The 17,639-nt window shown below is 62.8% G+C and carries 15 protein-coding genes; 2 read left to right on the forward strand and 13 right to left on the reverse strand.

Translation table 11 applies throughout. The annotated features are described in order from the left end of the window. Positions 1–40 precede the first annotated feature (40 nt). From M1D87_RS18745 to M1D87_RS18755, 3 genes are all read right to left on the reverse strand, one after another. Complete coding sequence (locus M1D87_RS18745; RefSeq protein WP_003257315.1) at positions 41–1,270, reverse strand: MFS transporter; 1,230 nt, start codon at positions 1,268–1,270, stop codon at positions 41–43. Positions 1,271–1,293: 23 nt separating this feature from the next. Next, the gene (locus M1D87_RS18750; protein WP_123083725.1) at positions 1,294–2,016 is read right to left on the reverse strand and encodes a TenA family transcriptional regulator; all 723 of its coding nucleotides are present in this window, start codon (positions 2,014–2,016) and stop codon (positions 1,294–1,296) included. Positions 2,017–2,088: 72 nt separating this feature from the next. Next, the gene (locus M1D87_RS18755; RefSeq protein ID WP_123083726.1) at positions 2,089–2,664 is read right to left on the reverse strand and encodes a GNAT family N-acetyltransferase; all 576 of its coding nucleotides are present in this window, start codon (positions 2,662–2,664) and stop codon (positions 2,089–2,091) included. A 234-nt stretch (positions 2,665–2,898) separates the two neighbouring features. Here M1D87_RS18755 and M1D87_RS18760 point away from each other — a divergent pair, with 234 nt between their 5' ends. Both M1D87_RS18760 and M1D87_RS18765 read left to right on the forward strand, forming a co-directional pair. Then, positions 2,899–5,652 (forward strand): dermonecrotic toxin domain-containing protein, encoded by a 2,754-nt coding sequence (locus M1D87_RS18760; protein WP_123083727.1) that lies wholly within the window; start codon positions 2,899–2,901, stop codon positions 5,650–5,652. Further along, entirely contained in the window at positions 5,649–8,513 is a 2,865-nt protein-coding gene (locus M1D87_RS18765; RefSeq protein ID WP_123083728.1) for a dermonecrotic toxin domain-containing protein, read from the forward strand. The genes M1D87_RS18760 and M1D87_RS18765 overlap by 4 nt, the downstream gene beginning before the upstream one ends. 56 nt (positions 8,514–8,569) lie before the next feature. Here M1D87_RS18765 and M1D87_RS18770 read toward each other — a convergent pair whose 3' ends face one another. From M1D87_RS18770 to M1D87_RS18815, 10 genes are all read right to left on the reverse strand, one after another. Then, positions 8,570–8,965 carry a DUF2802 domain-containing protein gene (locus M1D87_RS18770; protein ID WP_015271199.1) on the reverse strand — a complete coding sequence of 132 codons (396 nt, stop codon included), beginning with the start codon at positions 8,963–8,965 and terminating at the stop codon, positions 8,570–8,572. Position 8,966: 1 nt separating this feature from the next. After that, on the reverse strand, positions 8,967–9,446 hold the full coding sequence (locus M1D87_RS18775; protein WP_003254393.1) for a chemotaxis protein CheW: 480 nt from the start codon (positions 9,444–9,446) through the stop codon (positions 8,967–8,969). 41 nt (positions 9,447–9,487) lie between these two features. Further along, positions 9,488–10,381 (reverse strand): CheW domain-containing protein, encoded by an 894-nt coding sequence (locus M1D87_RS18780; protein WP_061551796.1) that lies wholly within the window; start codon positions 10,379–10,381, stop codon positions 9,488–9,490. Then, positions 10,381–11,169: a ParA family protein gene (locus M1D87_RS18785; RefSeq protein WP_013973578.1), complete on the reverse strand. Its 789-nt coding sequence runs from the start codon at positions 11,167–11,169 to the stop codon at positions 10,381–10,383. Before M1D87_RS18785 ends, M1D87_RS18780 begins: the two co-directional genes overlap by 1 nt. A gap of 222 nt (positions 11,170–11,391) precedes the next feature. Further along, complete coding sequence (motD, locus tag M1D87_RS18790; protein ID WP_013973579.1) at positions 11,392–12,249, reverse strand: flagellar motor protein MotD; 858 nt, start codon at positions 12,247–12,249, stop codon at positions 11,392–11,394. Positions 12,250–12,252: 3 nt separating this feature from the next. Continuing rightward, complete coding sequence (locus tag M1D87_RS18795) at positions 12,253–12,993, reverse strand: flagellar motor protein (RefSeq protein WP_013973580.1); 741 nt, start codon at positions 12,991–12,993, stop codon at positions 12,253–12,255. Continuing rightward, on the reverse strand, positions 12,993–14,132 hold the full coding sequence (locus M1D87_RS18800) for a protein-glutamate methylesterase/protein-glutamine glutaminase (protein WP_123083729.1): 1,140 nt from the start codon (positions 14,130–14,132) through the stop codon (positions 12,993–12,995). Before M1D87_RS18800 ends, M1D87_RS18795 begins: the two co-directional genes overlap by 1 nt. A gap of 46 nt (positions 14,133–14,178) precedes the next feature. Beyond that, complete coding sequence (locus M1D87_RS18805) at positions 14,179–16,416, reverse strand: chemotaxis protein CheA (protein ID WP_047595702.1); 2,238 nt, start codon at positions 16,414–16,416, stop codon at positions 14,179–14,181. A gap of 12 nt (positions 16,417–16,428) precedes the next feature. Beyond that, positions 16,429–17,217 carry a protein phosphatase CheZ gene (locus tag M1D87_RS18810; protein WP_025340071.1) on the reverse strand — a complete coding sequence of 263 codons (789 nt, stop codon included), beginning with the start codon at positions 17,215–17,217 and terminating at the stop codon, positions 16,429–16,431. A gap of 21 nt (positions 17,218–17,238) precedes the next feature. Continuing rightward, positions 17,239–17,613 carry a chemotaxis response regulator CheY gene (locus tag M1D87_RS18815; protein ID WP_161551427.1) on the reverse strand — a complete coding sequence of 125 codons (375 nt, stop codon included), beginning with the start codon at positions 17,611–17,613 and terminating at the stop codon, positions 17,239–17,241. Positions 17,614–17,639: the final 26 nt, after the last annotated feature.

A 17,639-nucleotide genomic window follows, 5' to 3' on the forward strand; every position in this document is an offset into this window, starting at 1 on the left:
CTCCTTGTTTGCATTGAACAATGCGCAATTGATCGGTGGACTATTCAGGTTCGGCGAGTTGAGTGGCCAGGGTTTCGCTTGATGGGCGAACCGCTACCAGCCACAAGGATGCCAGGGCAGCCACCGCCGTGGCCGTGGCCAGGCCGGCCAAGGTCAGCTGGTAGCTTTGATGCCGGTCGAAATCCAGTGCGCCCAGCTGCGTGGCTACCAAAGCGCCAAGTTGGTGTACCAGGAACAGCATCCCAAACACCTTGCCTTTGATTTCGGCGCCATACAGCGCGAAGCAGAAGGCAGATGTGAGCACCACCGTTCCGAGGTAACTGGCGCCAAACAGCACAGCGAACACGTACGTTCCGAGGGGCCCGGGCGTGGTCAGCAGCACGATGACAGCAGCGGTTCGCAGCAGGTAGAACATCATCAGCAGCAGGCCCTTGTTGTAGCGGGTGGCCAACCAACCCGCGAGCAGGCCGCTGACCAGTTCCAGCACACCCAGCAGGCTCAGGCCGCTGGCCTGCACCGAACTGGGCAGCGCCTCACCCTGCCAGAACGACACCAGATGAACATCGATGAACGCCATGGTGGCACCACAACTGGCGAAACTGAGCGCCAGCACGAAGAAGCGCGGGTCACGCAGCAGAAACATCACCGGATGCCTGACCTTTGCTGCCTGCGGGTCGGGCTTCAGCGGCACGGTGCGGGATACCCAATACAGCGCCAGGCTCAAAGGCACCAGGAAGATCAGACCAACCCAAGAGAACACCGACTGCCAGGGCACGCTCTGCTGCAGCATGATCCACAACGGCGACAGCACGATGAAGCCGATGGACGTGCCGTTGGTGACGAATGCGAAAGCGAAGGCCTTGAACCGTTCGGCAACCAGGCGATCGACCAGAATACCCATGGGTACATAGGTCATCGCCGCAAGGGCAAAGGCTCCAAGCAGGCCATACACCAGGGTGAACACCAGCAGGTGCGTGCCGGCGAAAGTCACGCCCAGCAGCACCACCCCGCCGCTGAGACTGCCAAGGGCCACCGTGCTCAAGGGGCCAACCCGGTCGCTCAGCCACCCCACCACGGGCGACACCAGGCCAATGGTCAGGACGAACAGCGATCCAGCGGTGGCCAAGGCTGCGCGCCCCTCGCCAAAGTGCGAGGCCAGGTCGACGAAGTAGACTTGGTACAACCCTTTCAATGCGCTGGACAGAAACATCACCACGAAGCCGACTACCAGCACCGAGACGATCAAGGTAGAGCTGAATTTCTGTTTCATGGCCAATCCTTATCGTGTGGGCATTACACCGCCTCGGCTTGCGGAGCTCGGCAATAGGCCTGGTACATGTTTTCGTACATTGCGTAGAACAGCCGGCAGGTGTGGTCTACCGCCTGCAACGCCTCTTCCTGCATCTGCGCGGTGGTGCACAACTGCGAGACAAGGTCCAAGCCTTCATTGACGTGGCCCACGTCTTCCTTCTGGTGCACCGAGAAGAACAGAAGGTCCTGTTCGGTCAGGCCATACGCTCGCCCCAGCAACACGTGCCGTGCATCTCCAGCGACGGTCTCGAGGTTCTGCCCCTCGCTGGCGATCATCACTGCTGCTGCACCAATGTGATAACGCGCCGGGTCCCGTACCGCCTGCAGGCGGAAATCGATCAACTCCCGGGTGGCTGGCAGCGGTTGCTCGGCATCACGCTCGGTATCGGTGATACCGAGCGCCCTCAGGAAGTTCTGCATGAGCACGACATGGTTATCGGTGCGCGAAAGCCGGCCGGTTTCTTCTTCGAAGCAATTGGTGATCAATGCCCGCTTGTGGGCGGGCAGCGGGCAATGAAAGAACAGGTGCTCGACATAAGTCAGGAAATACTTGGTGAGCTGGTAGCCTTGCAGCGCGACCTTGCGCAGCAGCAGCCGGTTGCCCTCAGGCGCAAGCAATTCCTCGAATATGGGGTGGGACAAGGTCAGATGGTGGTGCAGCTTCTGCTCCAACTGATCGCGAAAATCTGCGGTAGATAAGGCCATTGGGGCGTTCCTTGGTGAATGAGCAGTTGCCGTTGACGGGGATGACCGCAGGCGGGGTCAATGAAGGGCAATTCAGTGCAGGTTGAGTCGCAGCGCAAGGCTTTCCACGGTCTGGGCCATGTAATGGCCGCGATGCTTCACGCCATCGACCCGCGCGTAGTCGTCAAGCACGCCGTAGGTCTGGAACCCGAAGGATTGCCATAACCGGTGTGCACGAGTGCCCTCGCGCACATCCAGGGTCAACAGCTCGATACCTTGGGCCTGGCACAAGCGCACGACTTCGCTGAAAGCCCGTGCCACCAGGCCGGACCCGCGATAGGACGGATGCACCACGCCCTTGCTAAGGTCGGCAATATGCCGGCAGTTCGGCATGCTGCTGCGCGAAAGGATGACCAGGCATGCCGGCCCTGCCATTGCCTGGCCGAGCAGGACGTGGGTATCGCCGCCACGGATGCGCTCTTGCAGCGAGGCCGTGAATTCGACGCTCTGCCCGGCAGACATCTCGTGCTCGTAACCCAGAACACCGCCATCGCCAACCGTGCTGTTGATGAGTTGCATGATGGCTGGCGCGGTATCGCTGTCAGCCTGGCGCAACCACTGCAACTGTGGTTCGCCGGGGGCCAACTGCTTTGAAGAGAGGGTGTTCATTGCGTAAATCCCTTGTGCGTACAGGCAGGGATTTAAACGTTTAAGTAAGACCCCGGGTAAGAAGGGAACCGGACAGGAAACGGAAGGATAGTGACATACATGCAAAATGCCATCAGCGACCAAGGCCAGGTGCGATGAGACCGGTCAGGTCCTGTACCGAAATATCTACCACCGTTTTCCCGCGCCCCTGTTTCAACCTTGCCGACCTCATCTCAGCGCAAGGTATTACCCCCCATGCATTCGACCCGCATCAACGTGATGGGCACGCATTACGTTATAGACCACCTTGGCCATGTGCCTCGCCCCGATCGTGAAGCCAACCGCGCCATCCGCCAATGGCTTGCGCAGCAAGGCCATGACCTGGACCCGGACCAGCTCGACGTCGTTACCCTCCACTACTGTTCGGATGGCGCAGGTGGCCAGCTGGCCGCAATCAGCCAGCGCACCAGCCTGACCCAGGCACTACTGGGCAACTGGCAGGGCGAGTCTGCCAGCGACATGTTCGGCAAGCTGCTGCAAGCACCGTGGGCCGGTGCGTTACCCGCAGGCCCGATACGGTTGGTGGGAACCCTCCCGCAACCCGTCTTCAATCACTACGGGGCACCCTTCGAAGTATTCAACGGCCTGTTCCGGCGTACTACCCCGCAACGCTACGACGCTTCCACCCATTTGCCGGTAAGCGCCGAAGCCTTCCAGCAGTTCATTACCAACCTGGATTTCCAGCAGCCTTTCAAGGCGTCGCTCGATGCCTACTGGCGTGACCATCTGCACAGCCACAGGTTGGCACTCAAGCTCAACTTCATCGCAGCCTGCAACAGACAGGTCAGCGAGGGCAGCCTCAGCGAGCCCGCACGGCAACTGGTCTGGCAAGCGGCCGGGCTGATGCCTAGGCGCAACAGGCTGCGACGCAGCACCTTGAGCATTTATGGCTATGCCGCTACCGACCTGCTGTACCTGAACGACCCCGCCACCGACCTGACAGTGCTGTATGTACCTGGCAACAGCTCACCTCTGCTGACGTTCAACAGCGAACGAGAATTGAAGGCGTGGGTCGGCGAACAATGCAAAGACCCGTCCAGGCGCCAGGCCCTGAAACAGCACTTTCGCTTGGCCGATTGCCCGCAAGGCCCTGATTTCAGCGGCCTGGACACTGCCATGGAGGGGCTGGGCGCCTACCCTGAGCGTCACCTGCTGCCGCCAGAACACGGCTATTTCAACGACGACGGCACCTGGCCGCCGCAGACCTATGTCAATTATCGACCTGCCAGGTACAACCCAAAGATCAAGGGCGACCTGTTCCAGGCATTGGCCGAGCGCCAGCGTCAGCGCAGCTACGACGATGCCGCGTTTCTGATCACGGCTGACAGCGAAATCATCAAGGCCAGTTGGCGTGGCTACCTGGCCACAACGCTCAATCTGCTGGCGCCACTGTGCCTGGTGGTACCCGGCCTGGGGCCACTGCTGGCCGTCGGCGGTATCGCCCAGCTTGGCCTGGGGCTCGACCAGGCAATCAACGGCAAGTCACTGCAGCAGCGTCAGGAAGGCATCGGCAACATCACCTGGGGCCTGTTCAACGCCTTGCCCCTGGCGGCAGGCGCTGCCGCAAGGGCCAAGGCACTATTCGAATTCAAGATCGAGGGTTTCGCACCGCCGACGCGGCTACATGAGCAAATCGGCTACCCCTTGAGTCCGCTGTCGCCACCGCGCTTCCCCGAGCCCGAGGGTGCATGCTACTTCCATATCACCGACCCGATTGAGCCACTGGCCGACGGTGACCAGGCGGTTGCCGACTCCGTTGTCCGAACCCCCCAGTACGACGGTGAGCCGGACACCCTCGCAGCGACCATCGATGGCTACAACACCAGGGTCATCTATGACATGGCGCGGGACGTATTCATTCGGGCCGAAGACCTGAACCGGGTCGACCCTGTCGGCTTCGTGGCGGTACCTGGCAGCAGGAACCTGCACCCCGCGCCACAAGGGCGTGTGGTTACCCATGCAACGCGCATTCGCACCCTGCGGGCGCTGGGCGTGGACCTGCCACTGCCGCTACAGGTGCCTGCCAGAGCGCCGGGCAGCTGGCCAATACCCAAGCGCATCTCCTGCCTCTGGGTCGGTGACCGGGTCATCGGCCCGGAGCTGCTGGCCAACCTGGGCCAGAACGCAGCACAGTTGCAAGACAGCGAATACAGCATACGGTTGTTCCTTTCCAGCACTGCCCGGCACGCCTATGCCGAAAACCTGGATCTGCTGGCCAGTCATGCTCCGGGCTTGCAGGTGCTGCCGCTGGAGGAGCAGGCCTTCTTCAGGGCTTTTCGACAAAGCAGATACTACGCGCAGTACGACGCTGCCCTGGATGGCAACGGCGGCGTTGCCAGCAACTATGCATCGGCATGCGATGTGCTGCGCTACCCAATGCTGCACCACGAAGGTGGCTTGTACATGGATGTCGATGACACCTTGCTCGCGCCAGGCGAGTACTCATTGATCATCGACGGGCAGCCGGTAGGGCCCGCCGGTGAACCCATCGATCAGGTCGAACTGAGCACGGACGCCACAGGGCTGCTGCTGGTACCGCCCATGTCCAATGAAAAGATGAGCATGAACAGCCTCTACAATTCCAGCCTTATCGGCAGCCACCCCGGCAACCCAACCCTGGAGGCCATTTCCGAAGAGATGCTCGCACGCTACCAGCTCAATCGGGAATTTTACGACAGCAAGCCCAGCCTGGAGGATGATCCGGAAAGTTTCTATCAATATGCCAGCCGCCTGAGCTACCTCACCGGCCCTGCCCTGCTCAGCGACGTTGTAGATCGGCAACTGCCGAGCCTGCGCATCCTGCGACAGCTCACCAATCTCTATGGCATGCCGCGCATCAACGCCTACCAGTTCGTCGACCTGCCACGCATGCGCGATTCGGTGCGTACGCTCCTGCCCCTGAACCGGATCGCCAGCGTGGGTGGCAACCATTCCTGGAGCCGAACATGAACCAGCGCCAAGCTGTGGTCGGCGCAGCCGGCCAAGACTACGTCAAGGCAATGTTGGGTTCCGTGCCTCGCCCTGACCGCAGTGCCAGTGCAGCCATCCGCGAATGGGCACGCAAGCAGCGGCTTGATCTGGAACCCGACAACACGCTTGCAGTGACCTTGCATTGCAAATTCGTTCCCAAGCGGGGCTGGCTGGCCAAAGTTGTCCAACAAATGAGCATGACCGAAGCGCTGCTTGGAAACTGGCAGCAAAGCGGCTATTCCAAGGTTGCCGAGCAAACCGCGCAGCTACTGCTAAGAGGCGGGACGGCCAGCGTCGACCTGCTCGATGTACTGCCGGAGCTGTCCCTGCCACACGGTCGAGCGCCCTGGGCCGAGGCCTTCAGTCATGGTCAGGTGACGATCGTCGATGAATTGCCAGGAAGCGGCCTGGCCCATGACATCGATGTGCACACCGAATTCCATGGCCTTTTCCGCCAGAGCGCACCCATGCGCTACGACGCCAGCACTTATGTGCAATTCGATGCCACGACCTTCCAGTCCTACATCTGGCAACTCGACTTCCAAGGCGTATTCAAACGCCAGCTCGATGACTTCTGGGCCCATGCCGCCAGCCAGCACAGCGTCAGCGCGTGCATCGCATTCCTCGCTGCCTGCAACCGGCAGGCATTGCGGGGCAACCTCAGTGAACAGGGGCGCAGCCTGGCATGGCGGGCGGCAGGCGTGGAACGCTGGCACCACGGCGCCAGCCTCAGTGCCAACGGGGTAGACGCCAGGCTGCTGAACATCAATGGCTACCCATCAAGCGACATCCTTTGCCTGAGCGATATGTGCAGCCGCCTGACCTTGCTGTACCTACCGGGCAATGCGGCGCCGTTGCATGAGTTCGCCAACCCGGGTGCCATGCGTGCGTGGCTTGCCAGGCAGTGCCGCGACGCCGACAAACGGGCGGCCCTGCTTGCCCACTTCAGGGCCTGCGATATTCCGGACAGGATTGGCCGGTCGGGGTTGCGTCGGGTAATTCAGGGCATGGGCGATTTCCCGCCCCGCCGGATCATCCTGCCTGCAACCAGCGTGTATCGCCTGTCCAGGGTGTGGAACCCGCACACCTTGATCAACTACAAGGCGGACACTTACAGCCCGCGCATCGAATACAACCTGTTCGAGGCATTGACGGTGGCTCAACGTCAACGCAGCCAATCCGACGCCGACTTCCTGATCACGCGCGACAGTGAAGTAACCAAGGCCGCATGGCGCAGGTATTTCTACCTGACCATGAACCTGGCCACACCGTTTCTGCTGGTGGTTCCCGGACTGCTACCCCTGGCTGCCGTGGCCGGGGTGGCACAATTTACAGTGGGCCTGGACCAGGCGCTGCACGGCAAGGATGTGAACCAACAGCTCGAAGGCGCGGAGCAGGCCGTGTTCGGCCTGCTGAACGCAGCCCCGGGGCTGGCGCGCGGAGTCAAGGCGAGCAAGGCGCTGTTCGGCCAACGCCCCATTGGCTTCATCAAACCGGAGAGGCTCAATGGCCGTATAGGCTACCCGCTGAGCCCGGTCTCGCCGCCACGCTGGCCCGGGCCTGCGATGACACCTTATTTCCAGGACCTGGCAGTAGCGGGCGACCAGGTAGCCGCCAGCTGGTCCGGCGCCGATTCACACATTGCCCGCTGCGTAACGCGGCGCAGGGCATTCGGCACGGGTGACGAACTGATCGGCGATGTGGGCAATGGCCCGCACCCGCTCTACTACGACGCCCGACGGGACAGCTTCGTGCTCAAGTACCCCAACGGCACACGCGGCGCCCAACACTATGTGGCCAGTGCCGATCCGCTGCAGCCCTCGATCAGCCGACTGCTGCCCGATACGGACCCGTTGCGGGAAATCAGCCCGGCATCGCGCTCGCGCACACTGCGGGCACTGGGTATCGATCTGCAGCTGCCCGTCGACCTCGATGCACTGGGGACTGCACCGGGCATACCCGTCCCCAGACAGGTATTACACATCTGGCTGGGTGACAGGACGATCGCCGGTGATTACCTGACTGCGCTCGACAACAACGTGCAGGCACTGCGCAACGGCGATTTCACGCTCAAGCTCTACCTCTCCAACGCCAACCCTCGGGCATTCGAACGCAACATGACCCTGCTGCAGCCCCGCATCGACGGGGGGTTGAAGGTTGCAGTACTGGAGCAGCAGACTTTCTATCATCAATTCGCGGCAAGTGAATACTTCGACCAGTACCAGGCTGCGCTGGAAGGGAATGGCGGTGTGGCGAGCAACTTCTCCTCGGCCTCGGACATCTTGCGCTACCGCGTCCTGCACAGCGAAGGCGGCATCTACCTGGATATTGACGACCATCTGCTGGTCGAGCCGGACGCAACCGGGCAGCTGCGGGCAAAGATCGACAGCGTACCGCTCACCACGCCCCTCGACGGGCTGCTGTTGAGGAGCCCGGTGTGCAATGCGCAATTGGGCATGTATACCAGCTACAACACCAGCATGATTGGCAGCCGTGCTGGTAATCCAGTGCTGAACGCCATTTCCGACGAAATCCTGGGCCGTTACCTCACCCCGGAGGGCCAGGCGTTCTACGAGGCCCCCAAACCTCCGCGACAGCATGCGGCGGCATTCCAGGCCTATACCGAAAGGCTCAACAGACTAACCGGGCCTGCGGTGCTCAACCATGTGATCGACCAACGTCTACCTGAGCTGTACACATTCAGGCAGGTGGCGGACCTGGCAAACATGCACACCCTGAACTACGACGCGCTGCTGGATGAAGCAGCACAACGGCGTGCGGAGCTGCGGTTGCTACCCCTGGAAGAGGTCGCAATGGCCGGAAACGCTCAGGGTTACTGACGGCCGGACGGGCTTGCGCGGCCGCTGTGCCTGGGGCCGCACAAGACTCATGGCAATCAGTTGCCGCGATGCAGCTTGCTCATCAGCTCTGCCTCGGCCTGGGTCAGGCCGCAGCTTTCGGTCAGCTCGGCCACGCTGGCGCCCATGCCCACCAGCTTGGCCGCCTGGGTGAAGGTGACGTTGTGCGGGTCGCGCTGTTCCAGTTGCTGGATCTTGTCGGGCAGCGGCGCAACCGCCACGCGCAAGTCATGCAGCGCCTCGCCCATGCGCACGGTACCGTTCTGGTAATCATCCAGGCGCTTGGCCAGGTCCTTGATGCGCTGGTCACGCAGCGCGTCACCCGCTGCCTGCTGCGCAGCCAGCTCGCGCTGGCGCTTGCTGTAGTTGAGGAAAAACCACAGGCTCAGCGCCCAGACCAGCGCCAGGAAGATGACAGCAACCTCTAGGATCAACTCAGATGTTCTCCAGCTCGGACCACTCTTCCTCGGTCATCATCTTGTCCAGTTCGACCAGGATCAGCAGTTCGCCGTTCTTGTTGCACACGCCCTGGATGAATTTGGCCGACTCTTCGTTACCCACGTTCGGCGCGGTCTCGATCTCGGACTGGCGCAGGTAGACCACCTCGGCCACGCTGTCGACCAGGATACCGACCACTTGCTTGTCGGCCTCGATGATGACGATACGGGTGTTGTCGGTGACTTCAGTCGGCATAAGGCCAAAACGCTGGCGGGTGTCGATCACGGTCACCACGTTGCCGCGCAGGTTGATGATGCCCAGCACGTAGCTTGGTGCACCCGGCACCGGGGCGATCTCGGTGTAGCGCAACACTTCCTGCACCTGCATCACGTTGATGCCGTAGGACTCATTGTCCAGACGGAAGGTAACCCATTGCAGGATCGGATCTTCGGAACCTTGTGCAGACGACTTTTTCATTCCCCTACCCTCAAAATCCGCCACAGGCGGTGTGTTCGGTGTCATTTCTGTTTGGCGTGCATCTGCTTGACCGCACCACTGGCGATCAGCTCGGCCAGTGCAGCGACGTCGAGCAGCGCACACATGTGTTCAATAACCGTGCCGGCCAGCCACGGGCGCTGGCCACGCTGGCTGCGCCACTTGATCTCGGACGGGTCCAGGCGCAGCGAGCGGCTGACCTGGTGTACGGCCAGCCCCCATTCATAGCCCTGCACGGAAATCACGTACTGCAGGCCCTGGCGGAAATCATCGCGGTAGCGATCGGGCATCACCCAGCGCGCGGTGTCCAGCACCTTCAGGTTGCCGGCCTGGCAGGTCAGAATGCCGAGAAACCAATCCGGCTGGCCGAATAGTGGTGTCAGTTCCTGGCCGGCCAGGGTGTAGATCGAGCCCAGGCACACCAGCGGCACCGCCAGGGTCAGGCCCGCCACGTCGAACAGCAGGCATTCGAACGGCTCGGCGGCCCAGGCCGGGCGGCCATCGACCGTGGCCGGGGGCACGGGTACCTGCGGCGCCGGCAGGTGTACGTCCACCAGCGGCACTGCCGGCTCCACGGTCTGCTCCTCGACCAGCACCGGGATGCTGGCCTCGGCCACCACCTCGCGCTCGACTACCGTCACTACCGGTGCCTCCACCGGCATCACCTGTGGCAGCACCGCCAGCCTGGGCTCGGCGAACGGCCGTGGTGCGGGGCTGACAGTTGCTTCGGCTGACGCCGGCCTGGCTTGCTGCAAGGCATCACGCGCCTGCTCTTCGCGCACCGCTTCGGCGAACTCGTCCGCCGCCGCTGGCGCCTCGAACAAGTCTTCGGCTTCGGTGGCGTCCTGCAGCAGGCCGTCGAGGTACGACTGCAGGGCCATCTGTGGCCGGGTACTGGTTTGCCGGGTCTGGGTCATCAGGCCACCTGCGCCGCAGTCTTGTAGGTCAGCAGGTGCTTGAGCAGCGCCCTGTAGGCAACCAGCCCGCGGCTCTTGCTGTCGAATTGCGAGGGCGTGACGCCCTTGCGGCTGGCATCGCGCAGGCGCGTATCCACCGGGATATAGCCCTGCCACACATGCTGGCCGTAGGTGTCACGCAGCAGCTTGAGCGTGGCCAGCGAGGCCTGGGTGCGGCGGTCGAACAAGGTCGGCACGATCTGGTACGGCAGCGCCTGCTTGCGCGAGCGGTTGACCATGGCCAGGGTCCCGACCATGCGCTCCAGGCCCTTTACCGCGAGAAATTCGGTTTGCACCGGAATCACCAGCTGCTGGCTGGCTGCCAGGGCATTGACCATCAGCACACCGAGCAAGGGTGGGCTGTCGATCAGGGCATAGTCGAAATCCTGCCACAGCTGCGCCAGACTCTTGGCGATCACCAGGCCCAGGCCGTTCTGCCCCGGTGACTGGCGCTCCAGCACCGCCAGCGCGGTACTCGACGGCAACAGCGAGATGCGTTCGTCACTGGTAGGCAGCAGCAGTTGCCCGGGCAGGCCCTCGGGCACCGCGCCCTTGTGCAGGAACAGGTCGTAGCAGCTGTGCTCCAGGGCATCGGGGTTGTGCCCGAAATAGCTGGTCATCGAGCCGTGCGGGTCGAGGTCGACGACGACCACGCGCTTGCCGGCCTCGGCCAGCAGGCCGGCCAGGGCGATGGTAGTGGTGGTCTTGCCGACGCCACCTTTTTGATTGGCTACTGCCCAGACTCTCATCAAGCAAACTCTATCTATTGATTTGGCAGGGACACTGCTGGGGCAACTGTCTTGCTCAACATCGGAAAGCTGGCGCGATCCCTGTGGGAGCGGGCGCGCCCGCGAACACCGGCGCAGCCGGTGCCATTCACCGCATCGCCTGATTCGCGGGCTCGCCCGCTCCCACAGGGGACAGTACTGCCTTCAAATTTGTGTTCGTGGCAACGTCGGGGAATTGACGGATCACTGCCCCGCCACCGTTGCTGGCGTTGCCGGTGCACTTTGTGTGCCAGCCCGGCGCAATGCAGCATCCGGCGTGGCATTGGCACTGCCCGAGCCAGTCAGGCTGCGGCGTACTTCGAGGTTGCGCGAAATCACCAGCACCACGCGGCGATTGCGCGCACGGCCTTCGGCAGTGTCGTTGCTGGCCACGGGCTGGTACTCGCCATAGCCGACCGAGGCCATGCGTGCCGGGTTGACACCTTCCATCGCCAGCAGGCGCACGATGCTTGCCGCCCGAGCCGAAGACAACTCCCAGTTGGTCGGGTACTGCGCAGTGCGGATCGGCAGGTTATCGGTAAAGCCTTCGACGTGCACCGGGTTGGCGAACGGCTTGAGAATGCCGGCCACTTTCTCGATGATCGCAAATGCCTTGTCGCTGGGCATGGCATCGCCGCTGCCGAACAGCAACGAGGAATTGAGCTCGATCTCGATCCACAGTTCATTGCCGCGCACAGTCATCTGGTCGCTCTTGATCAGGTCGCCAAAGGCATCGCGCACGTCATCGCTGATGGTTTTCAGCGGGTCGATACTGGTCGCCCCAAGGCCCGCATCGGTCTGCTCGCTGTCCTTCACCAACGGCTCGGCCGGGCGCACGCTCAGCGGCCTCTCTTCACCGATGGGGATCGGCTTCATGCTGCGCTCGGGGTCGTTGAACACCCCGAGCAAGGCCTGGGAAATGACCTTGTACTTGCCCTCGTTGATCGAGGAAATCGAATACATCACCACGAAAAAGGCGAACAGCAAGGTGATGAAGTCGGCGTAGGACACCAGCCAGCGTTCGTGGTTTTCGTGTTCCTCGGTATGACGACGGCGACGCATGGGTTACTCCATGAAGCCTTGCAGCTTCAGCTCGATCGAGCGCGGGTTCTCACCCTCGGCAATCGACAGCAGGCCCTCGAGCAGCATCTCGCGGTAGCGCGACTGGCGCATGACGATGGCCTTGAGCTTGCTGGCGATCGGCAGCAGCACCAGGTTGGCGCTGGCCACGCCGTAGATGGTCGCGACAAAGGCCACGGCAATGCCGTTGCCCAACTGCGACGGGTCGGCCAGGTTGCCCATCACGTGAATCAGGCCCATCACCGCACCGATGATGCCGATGGTTGGCGCGTAGCCGCCCATGCTCTCGAACACCTTGGCGGCTTGGATATCACGGCTTTCCTGGGTCAGGAAGTCGACTTCGAGGATGCTGCGGATGGCCTCCGGCTCGGCACCATCCACCAGCAACTGCAGGCCCTTGCGCGCATAAGGGTCAGGCTCGCTGTCGGCCACCCCTTCCAGGCCCAGCAGGCCTTCCTTGCGCGCGGTCAGGCTCCAGTTGACGACGCGGTCGATCCCGCCCGCCAGGTCTACCCGTGGCGGAAACAGGATCCAGCGCAGAATCTGCAAGGCACGCTTGAACGACGACAGCGGCGACTGCAGCAAGGCCGCCGCCAGGGTGCCGCCCAGCACGATCAGTGCCGCCGGGCCATTGATCAGGGCGCCGACATGGCCGCCTTCGAGGAAGTTGCCACCGACGATGGCGACAAACGCGAGGATCAGTCCGATCAGGCTGAGCACGTCCATCAGACGCACGCCTCCACCAGGTGCTTGCCGATTTCGTCCAGGCTGTACACCGCGTCGGCAAGGTTGGCCTTGACGATGGCCATGGGCATGCCATAGATCACGCAGCTGGCTTCATCCTGGGCCCAGACCGTGCTGCCGCCCTGCTTGAGCAGGCGCGCCCCTTCACGACCATCGGCACCCATGCCGGTAAGCACCACCGACAGCACCTTGTCGCCATACGACTTGGCCGCCGAGCCGAAGGTGATGTCCACGCACGGTTTGTAGTTCAGACGCTCGTCACCGGGCAGGATCTTCACCGTCCCACGGCCGTCGATCATCATCTGCTTGCCACCTGGGGCCAGCAGGGCCAGGCCCGGGCGCAGCATGTCGCCGTCCTCGGCTTCCTTGACGCTGATGCGGCACAGCTTGTCCAGGCGCTCGGCAAAGGCCTTGGTGAACGCCGCCGGCATGTGCTGGATCAGCACGATCGGCGCCGGGAAGTTGGCCGGAAGCTGGGTCAGCACCCGCTGCAGCGCGACCGGGCCACCCGTGGAGGTACCGATGGCCACCAGCTTGTAAGGCTTGCGCTTGGGTGCCGGCGAGTGTGCTGGCGCCGCAGCCGGGGCCGCTGCACGGGCAGGCGCAGGCGTGCGCGCCGCTGCCGGGCTGGCGAAACTGCTGGCAGCTGCGTGACCGCTGCCTGCTGGCGCGGGTACGGGTGCGGCAACCGGCGCATGGCTGGCGTAGCTGCCAAAACGGCGGTTGCTGCGGGAAATGGTATGCACCTTCTCGCACAGCAGTTGCTTGACCTTGTCGGGGTTGCGCGAGATGTCCTCGAAGTTCTTCGGCAGGTAATCCACCGCACCGGCATCCAGCGCATCGAGGGTGACACGGGCGCCTTCATGGGTCAGCGACGAGAACATCAACACCGGCGTCGGGCAGCGCTGCATGATGTGCCGCACCGCGGTGATGCCGTCCATCATGGGCATTTCGTAGTCCATGGTGATGACATCGGGCTTCAGCGCCAGCGCCTGGTCGATTGCTTCCTTGCCGTTGGTCGCGGTACCCACTACCTGGATCGTCGGATCCGCCGAGAGGATTTCCGAGACGCGGCGGCGGAAGAAACCGGAATCATCCACCACCAGGACCTTGACTGCCATAAACACTCCATTAGGCGGCGCTACCCGCCAGGGTGCGCCACCGAAATCAAATACGCCGCGCGGCGTAACGCTTGAGCATGCTCGGTACGTCGAGAATCAACGCGATGCGACCGTCGCCGGTGATGGTGGCCCCGGACATGCCCGGGGTGCCCTGCAGCATCTTGCCCAGCGGCTTGATTACCACTTCTTCCTGGCCAACCAGTTGATCGACGACAAAGCCGATGCGCTGGGTGCCGACCGACAGGATCACCACGTGGCCCTCGTGCTGCTCTTCGTGCACCTGGCCCTGGACCAGCCAGCGCTTGAGGTAGAACAGCGGCAGCGCCTTGTCGCGTACGATCACCACTTCCTGGCCGTCGACCACATTGGTGCGCGACAGGTCGAGGTGGAAGATCTCGTTGACGTTGACCAGCGGGAAGGCAAACGCCTGGTTGCCCAGCATCACCATCAGGGTGGGCATGATCGCCAGGGTCAGCGGCACCTTGATGACGATCTTCGAGCCCTGGCCCTTGGCCGAGAAGATGTTGATCGAGCCGTTGAGCTGGGAGATCTTGGTCTTCACCACGTCCATGCCCACACCGCGGCCGGACACGTCGGAAATCTCGGTCTTGGTCGAGAAGCCCGGGGCGAAGATCAGGTTGTAGCAGTCCGACTCGCTCAGGCGATCGGCGGCATCCTTGTCCATCAGGCCCTTTTCCACGGCCTTGGCGCGCAGGATGTTGGGGTCCATGCCCTTACCGTCGTCGGAGATCGACAGCAGGATGTGGTCGCCTTCCTGCTCGGCCGACAGCACTACGCGGCCGGTGCGCGCCTTGCCGGAGGCTTCACGCTCTTCGGGCATTTCCACGCCATGGTCGACAGCGTTGCGCACCAGGTGCACCAACGGGTCGGCCAGGGCCTCGACCAGATTCTTGTCGAGGTCGGTCTCTTCGCCGACCAGCTCCAGGTTGATTTCTTTCTTGAGCTGGCGGGCCAGATCACGCACCAGGCGCGGGAAGCGGCCGAAGACTTTCTTGATCGGCTGCATGCGGGTTTTCATCACCGCGGTCTGCAGGTCGGCGGTGACCACGTCGAGGTTGGACACGGCCTTGGACATGGCCTCGTCACCGCTGTTAAGGCCCAGGCGCACCAGACGGTTACGCACCAGGACCAGTTCGCCGACCATGTTCATGATCTCGTCCAGGCGCGCGGTATCGACCCGCACGGTGGTTTCCGCTTCGCTGGCGCCATGCTTGTCGGCGGCCGGGGCCGGGGCGCGGGGTGCTGCGGCAGGTTTGCTGGCAGGCGCCGGCGCAGGAGCCGGGGCAGCTGCTGCTGGCTTGGCCACGGGCGGGCTGTCGGCCTTGGCCGCTGCCGGCACTTGCACCTTGGTTGCAGCCGGGGCTTCGACGGCGGCCACGTCGCCGCCGAACTTGCCTTTGCCGTGCAACTGGTCCAGCAGCGCCTCGAACTCGTGCTCGCTGATTTCATCGCTGGCTGCACTGGTGTCAGTTGCAGCAGGCGCCGGCGCCTTGGCAGCGGGCAAGGCATCGGCCTGGAAGGTGCCCTTGCCATGCAACTGGTCCAGCAGCGATTCGAATTCGGCGTCGGTAATTTCGTCGCTGGCCGCTTCCGGCGCGCTGGCAACCGGCTGCGCGGCAACTTCGGCGCTGAACTGGCCTTTGCCGTGCAACTGGTCGAGCAGCGACTCGAACTCGGCGTCGGTGATTTCGTCACCTTCACCGCTCACGGTCTCGCCCTGCATCTGCTCGTCGGCCGCAGCTTGCGCCTTGACCGCATCGAGCGAATCGAGCAGCTGTTCGAACTCGCTGTCGGTGATGTCCTGCTCCTCGGCAGGCGCTTCGGCAACCGGTGCCGGTGCCGCGGCGGCAGGCGCTTCAACGGCCACGGCGCCCCCCGGCTCGGCCAGGCGCGACAGCGCCGCCAAAAGCTCGGGGGTAGCCGGGGTCACTTCGGCGCGCTCGCGCACCTGGCCAAACATGCTGTTGACCGTGTCCAGTGCCTCGAGCACCACATCCATCAGTTCCGCGTCGACCCGGCGCTCACCTTTGCGCAGAACGTCGAACACGTTCTCGGCGATATGGCAGCACTCCACCAGCTCGTTCAGCTGAAGGAAGCCGGCGCCCCCTTTTACAGTGTGGAAACCGCGAAAGATCGCATTGAGCAGGTCGGCATCGTCGGGCCGGCTTTCCAGCTCGACCAGTTGCTCGGACAGTTGCTCAAGAATTTCGCCGGCTTCTACCAGGAAATCCTGGAGGATTTCTTCATCGGCGCCGAAGCTCATCAAACGTGCTCCTTAAAAACCCAGGCTGGACAGCAGATCATCGACATCGTCCTGACCGGACACGACGTCTTCACGCTTATCGGCATGAATCTGCGGACCTTCACCCCGAGTCGGATGTTTTTCTCGATCTTTTTCTGCGCGCAGTTGATCGTGGTCATGCTGGATGCCCGCAAAGCGGTCGACCTGGCTGGCCATCAGCACCAGTTTGAGCAGGTTGCTTTCCACCTCGGTGACCAACGTGGTGACGCGCTTGATCACCTGGCCGGTCAGGTCCTGATAGTCCTGGGCCAGCAGAATGTCGTTGAGGTGGCCGGCGACCTTGCGGTTACCTTCGGCGCTGTGCGTCAGGAAACTGTCGACGCGCTTGACCAGTTCACGGAACTCCGGCGCAGCCACTTCGCGGCGCATGAAACGCTGCCAGTCGGTGCTCAGTGCCTGGGCCTCGCTGGCCAGGTCGTTGAGCACCGGGGTGCTTTCCTCGACCAGGTCCATGGTGCGATTGGCCGCGCCCTCGGTGAGCCTGACCACGTACGACAGGCGCTCGGTGGCGTCGGTTATCTGCGACACCTCCTCGGCCTGCGGCATGGTCGGGTCGATCTGGAAACTGACAATGGCACTGTGCAGCTCGCGGGTCAGCTTGCCGACTTCCTGGTACAGGCCGCGGTCGCGGGTCTGGTTCAACTCGTGAATCAGCTGCACCGCCTCGCCGAAACGGCCCCGCTCCAGGCTTTCGACCAGCTCCTGGGCATGCTTCTTCAGGGTCGATTCGAACTCGCCCAAAGACGTTTGTGATGAATCCATGGCGCGCCCCCCTGACGTGACTCAGCCGTTGACGCGTTCGAAGATCTTCTCGATCTTTTCTTTGAGCACCTGGGCGGTGAACGGCTTGACCACGTAGCCATTGACGCCGGCCTGTGCCGCTTCGATGATCTGGTCGCGCTTGGCTTCGGCGGTCACCATCAGCACCGGCATGGTTTTCAGGCGATCGTGGGCACGCACCTTGCGCAGCAGGTCGATGCCGGACATCCCAGGCATGTTCCAGTCGGTCACCAGGAAGTCGTAGTGGCCGTTCTCCAGCATCGGCAGCGCCGTAGTGCCGTCATCGGCTTCTTCGGTGTTGGTGAAGCCCAGGTCACGCAACAGGTTCTTGATGATCCGCCGCATCGTCGAAAAGTCGTCAACGATGAGGATTTTCATGTCTTTGTTCAAGTAGACCTCCAAGC

The sequence above is a fragment of the Pseudomonas sp. SA233 genome (assembly GCF_054792385.1).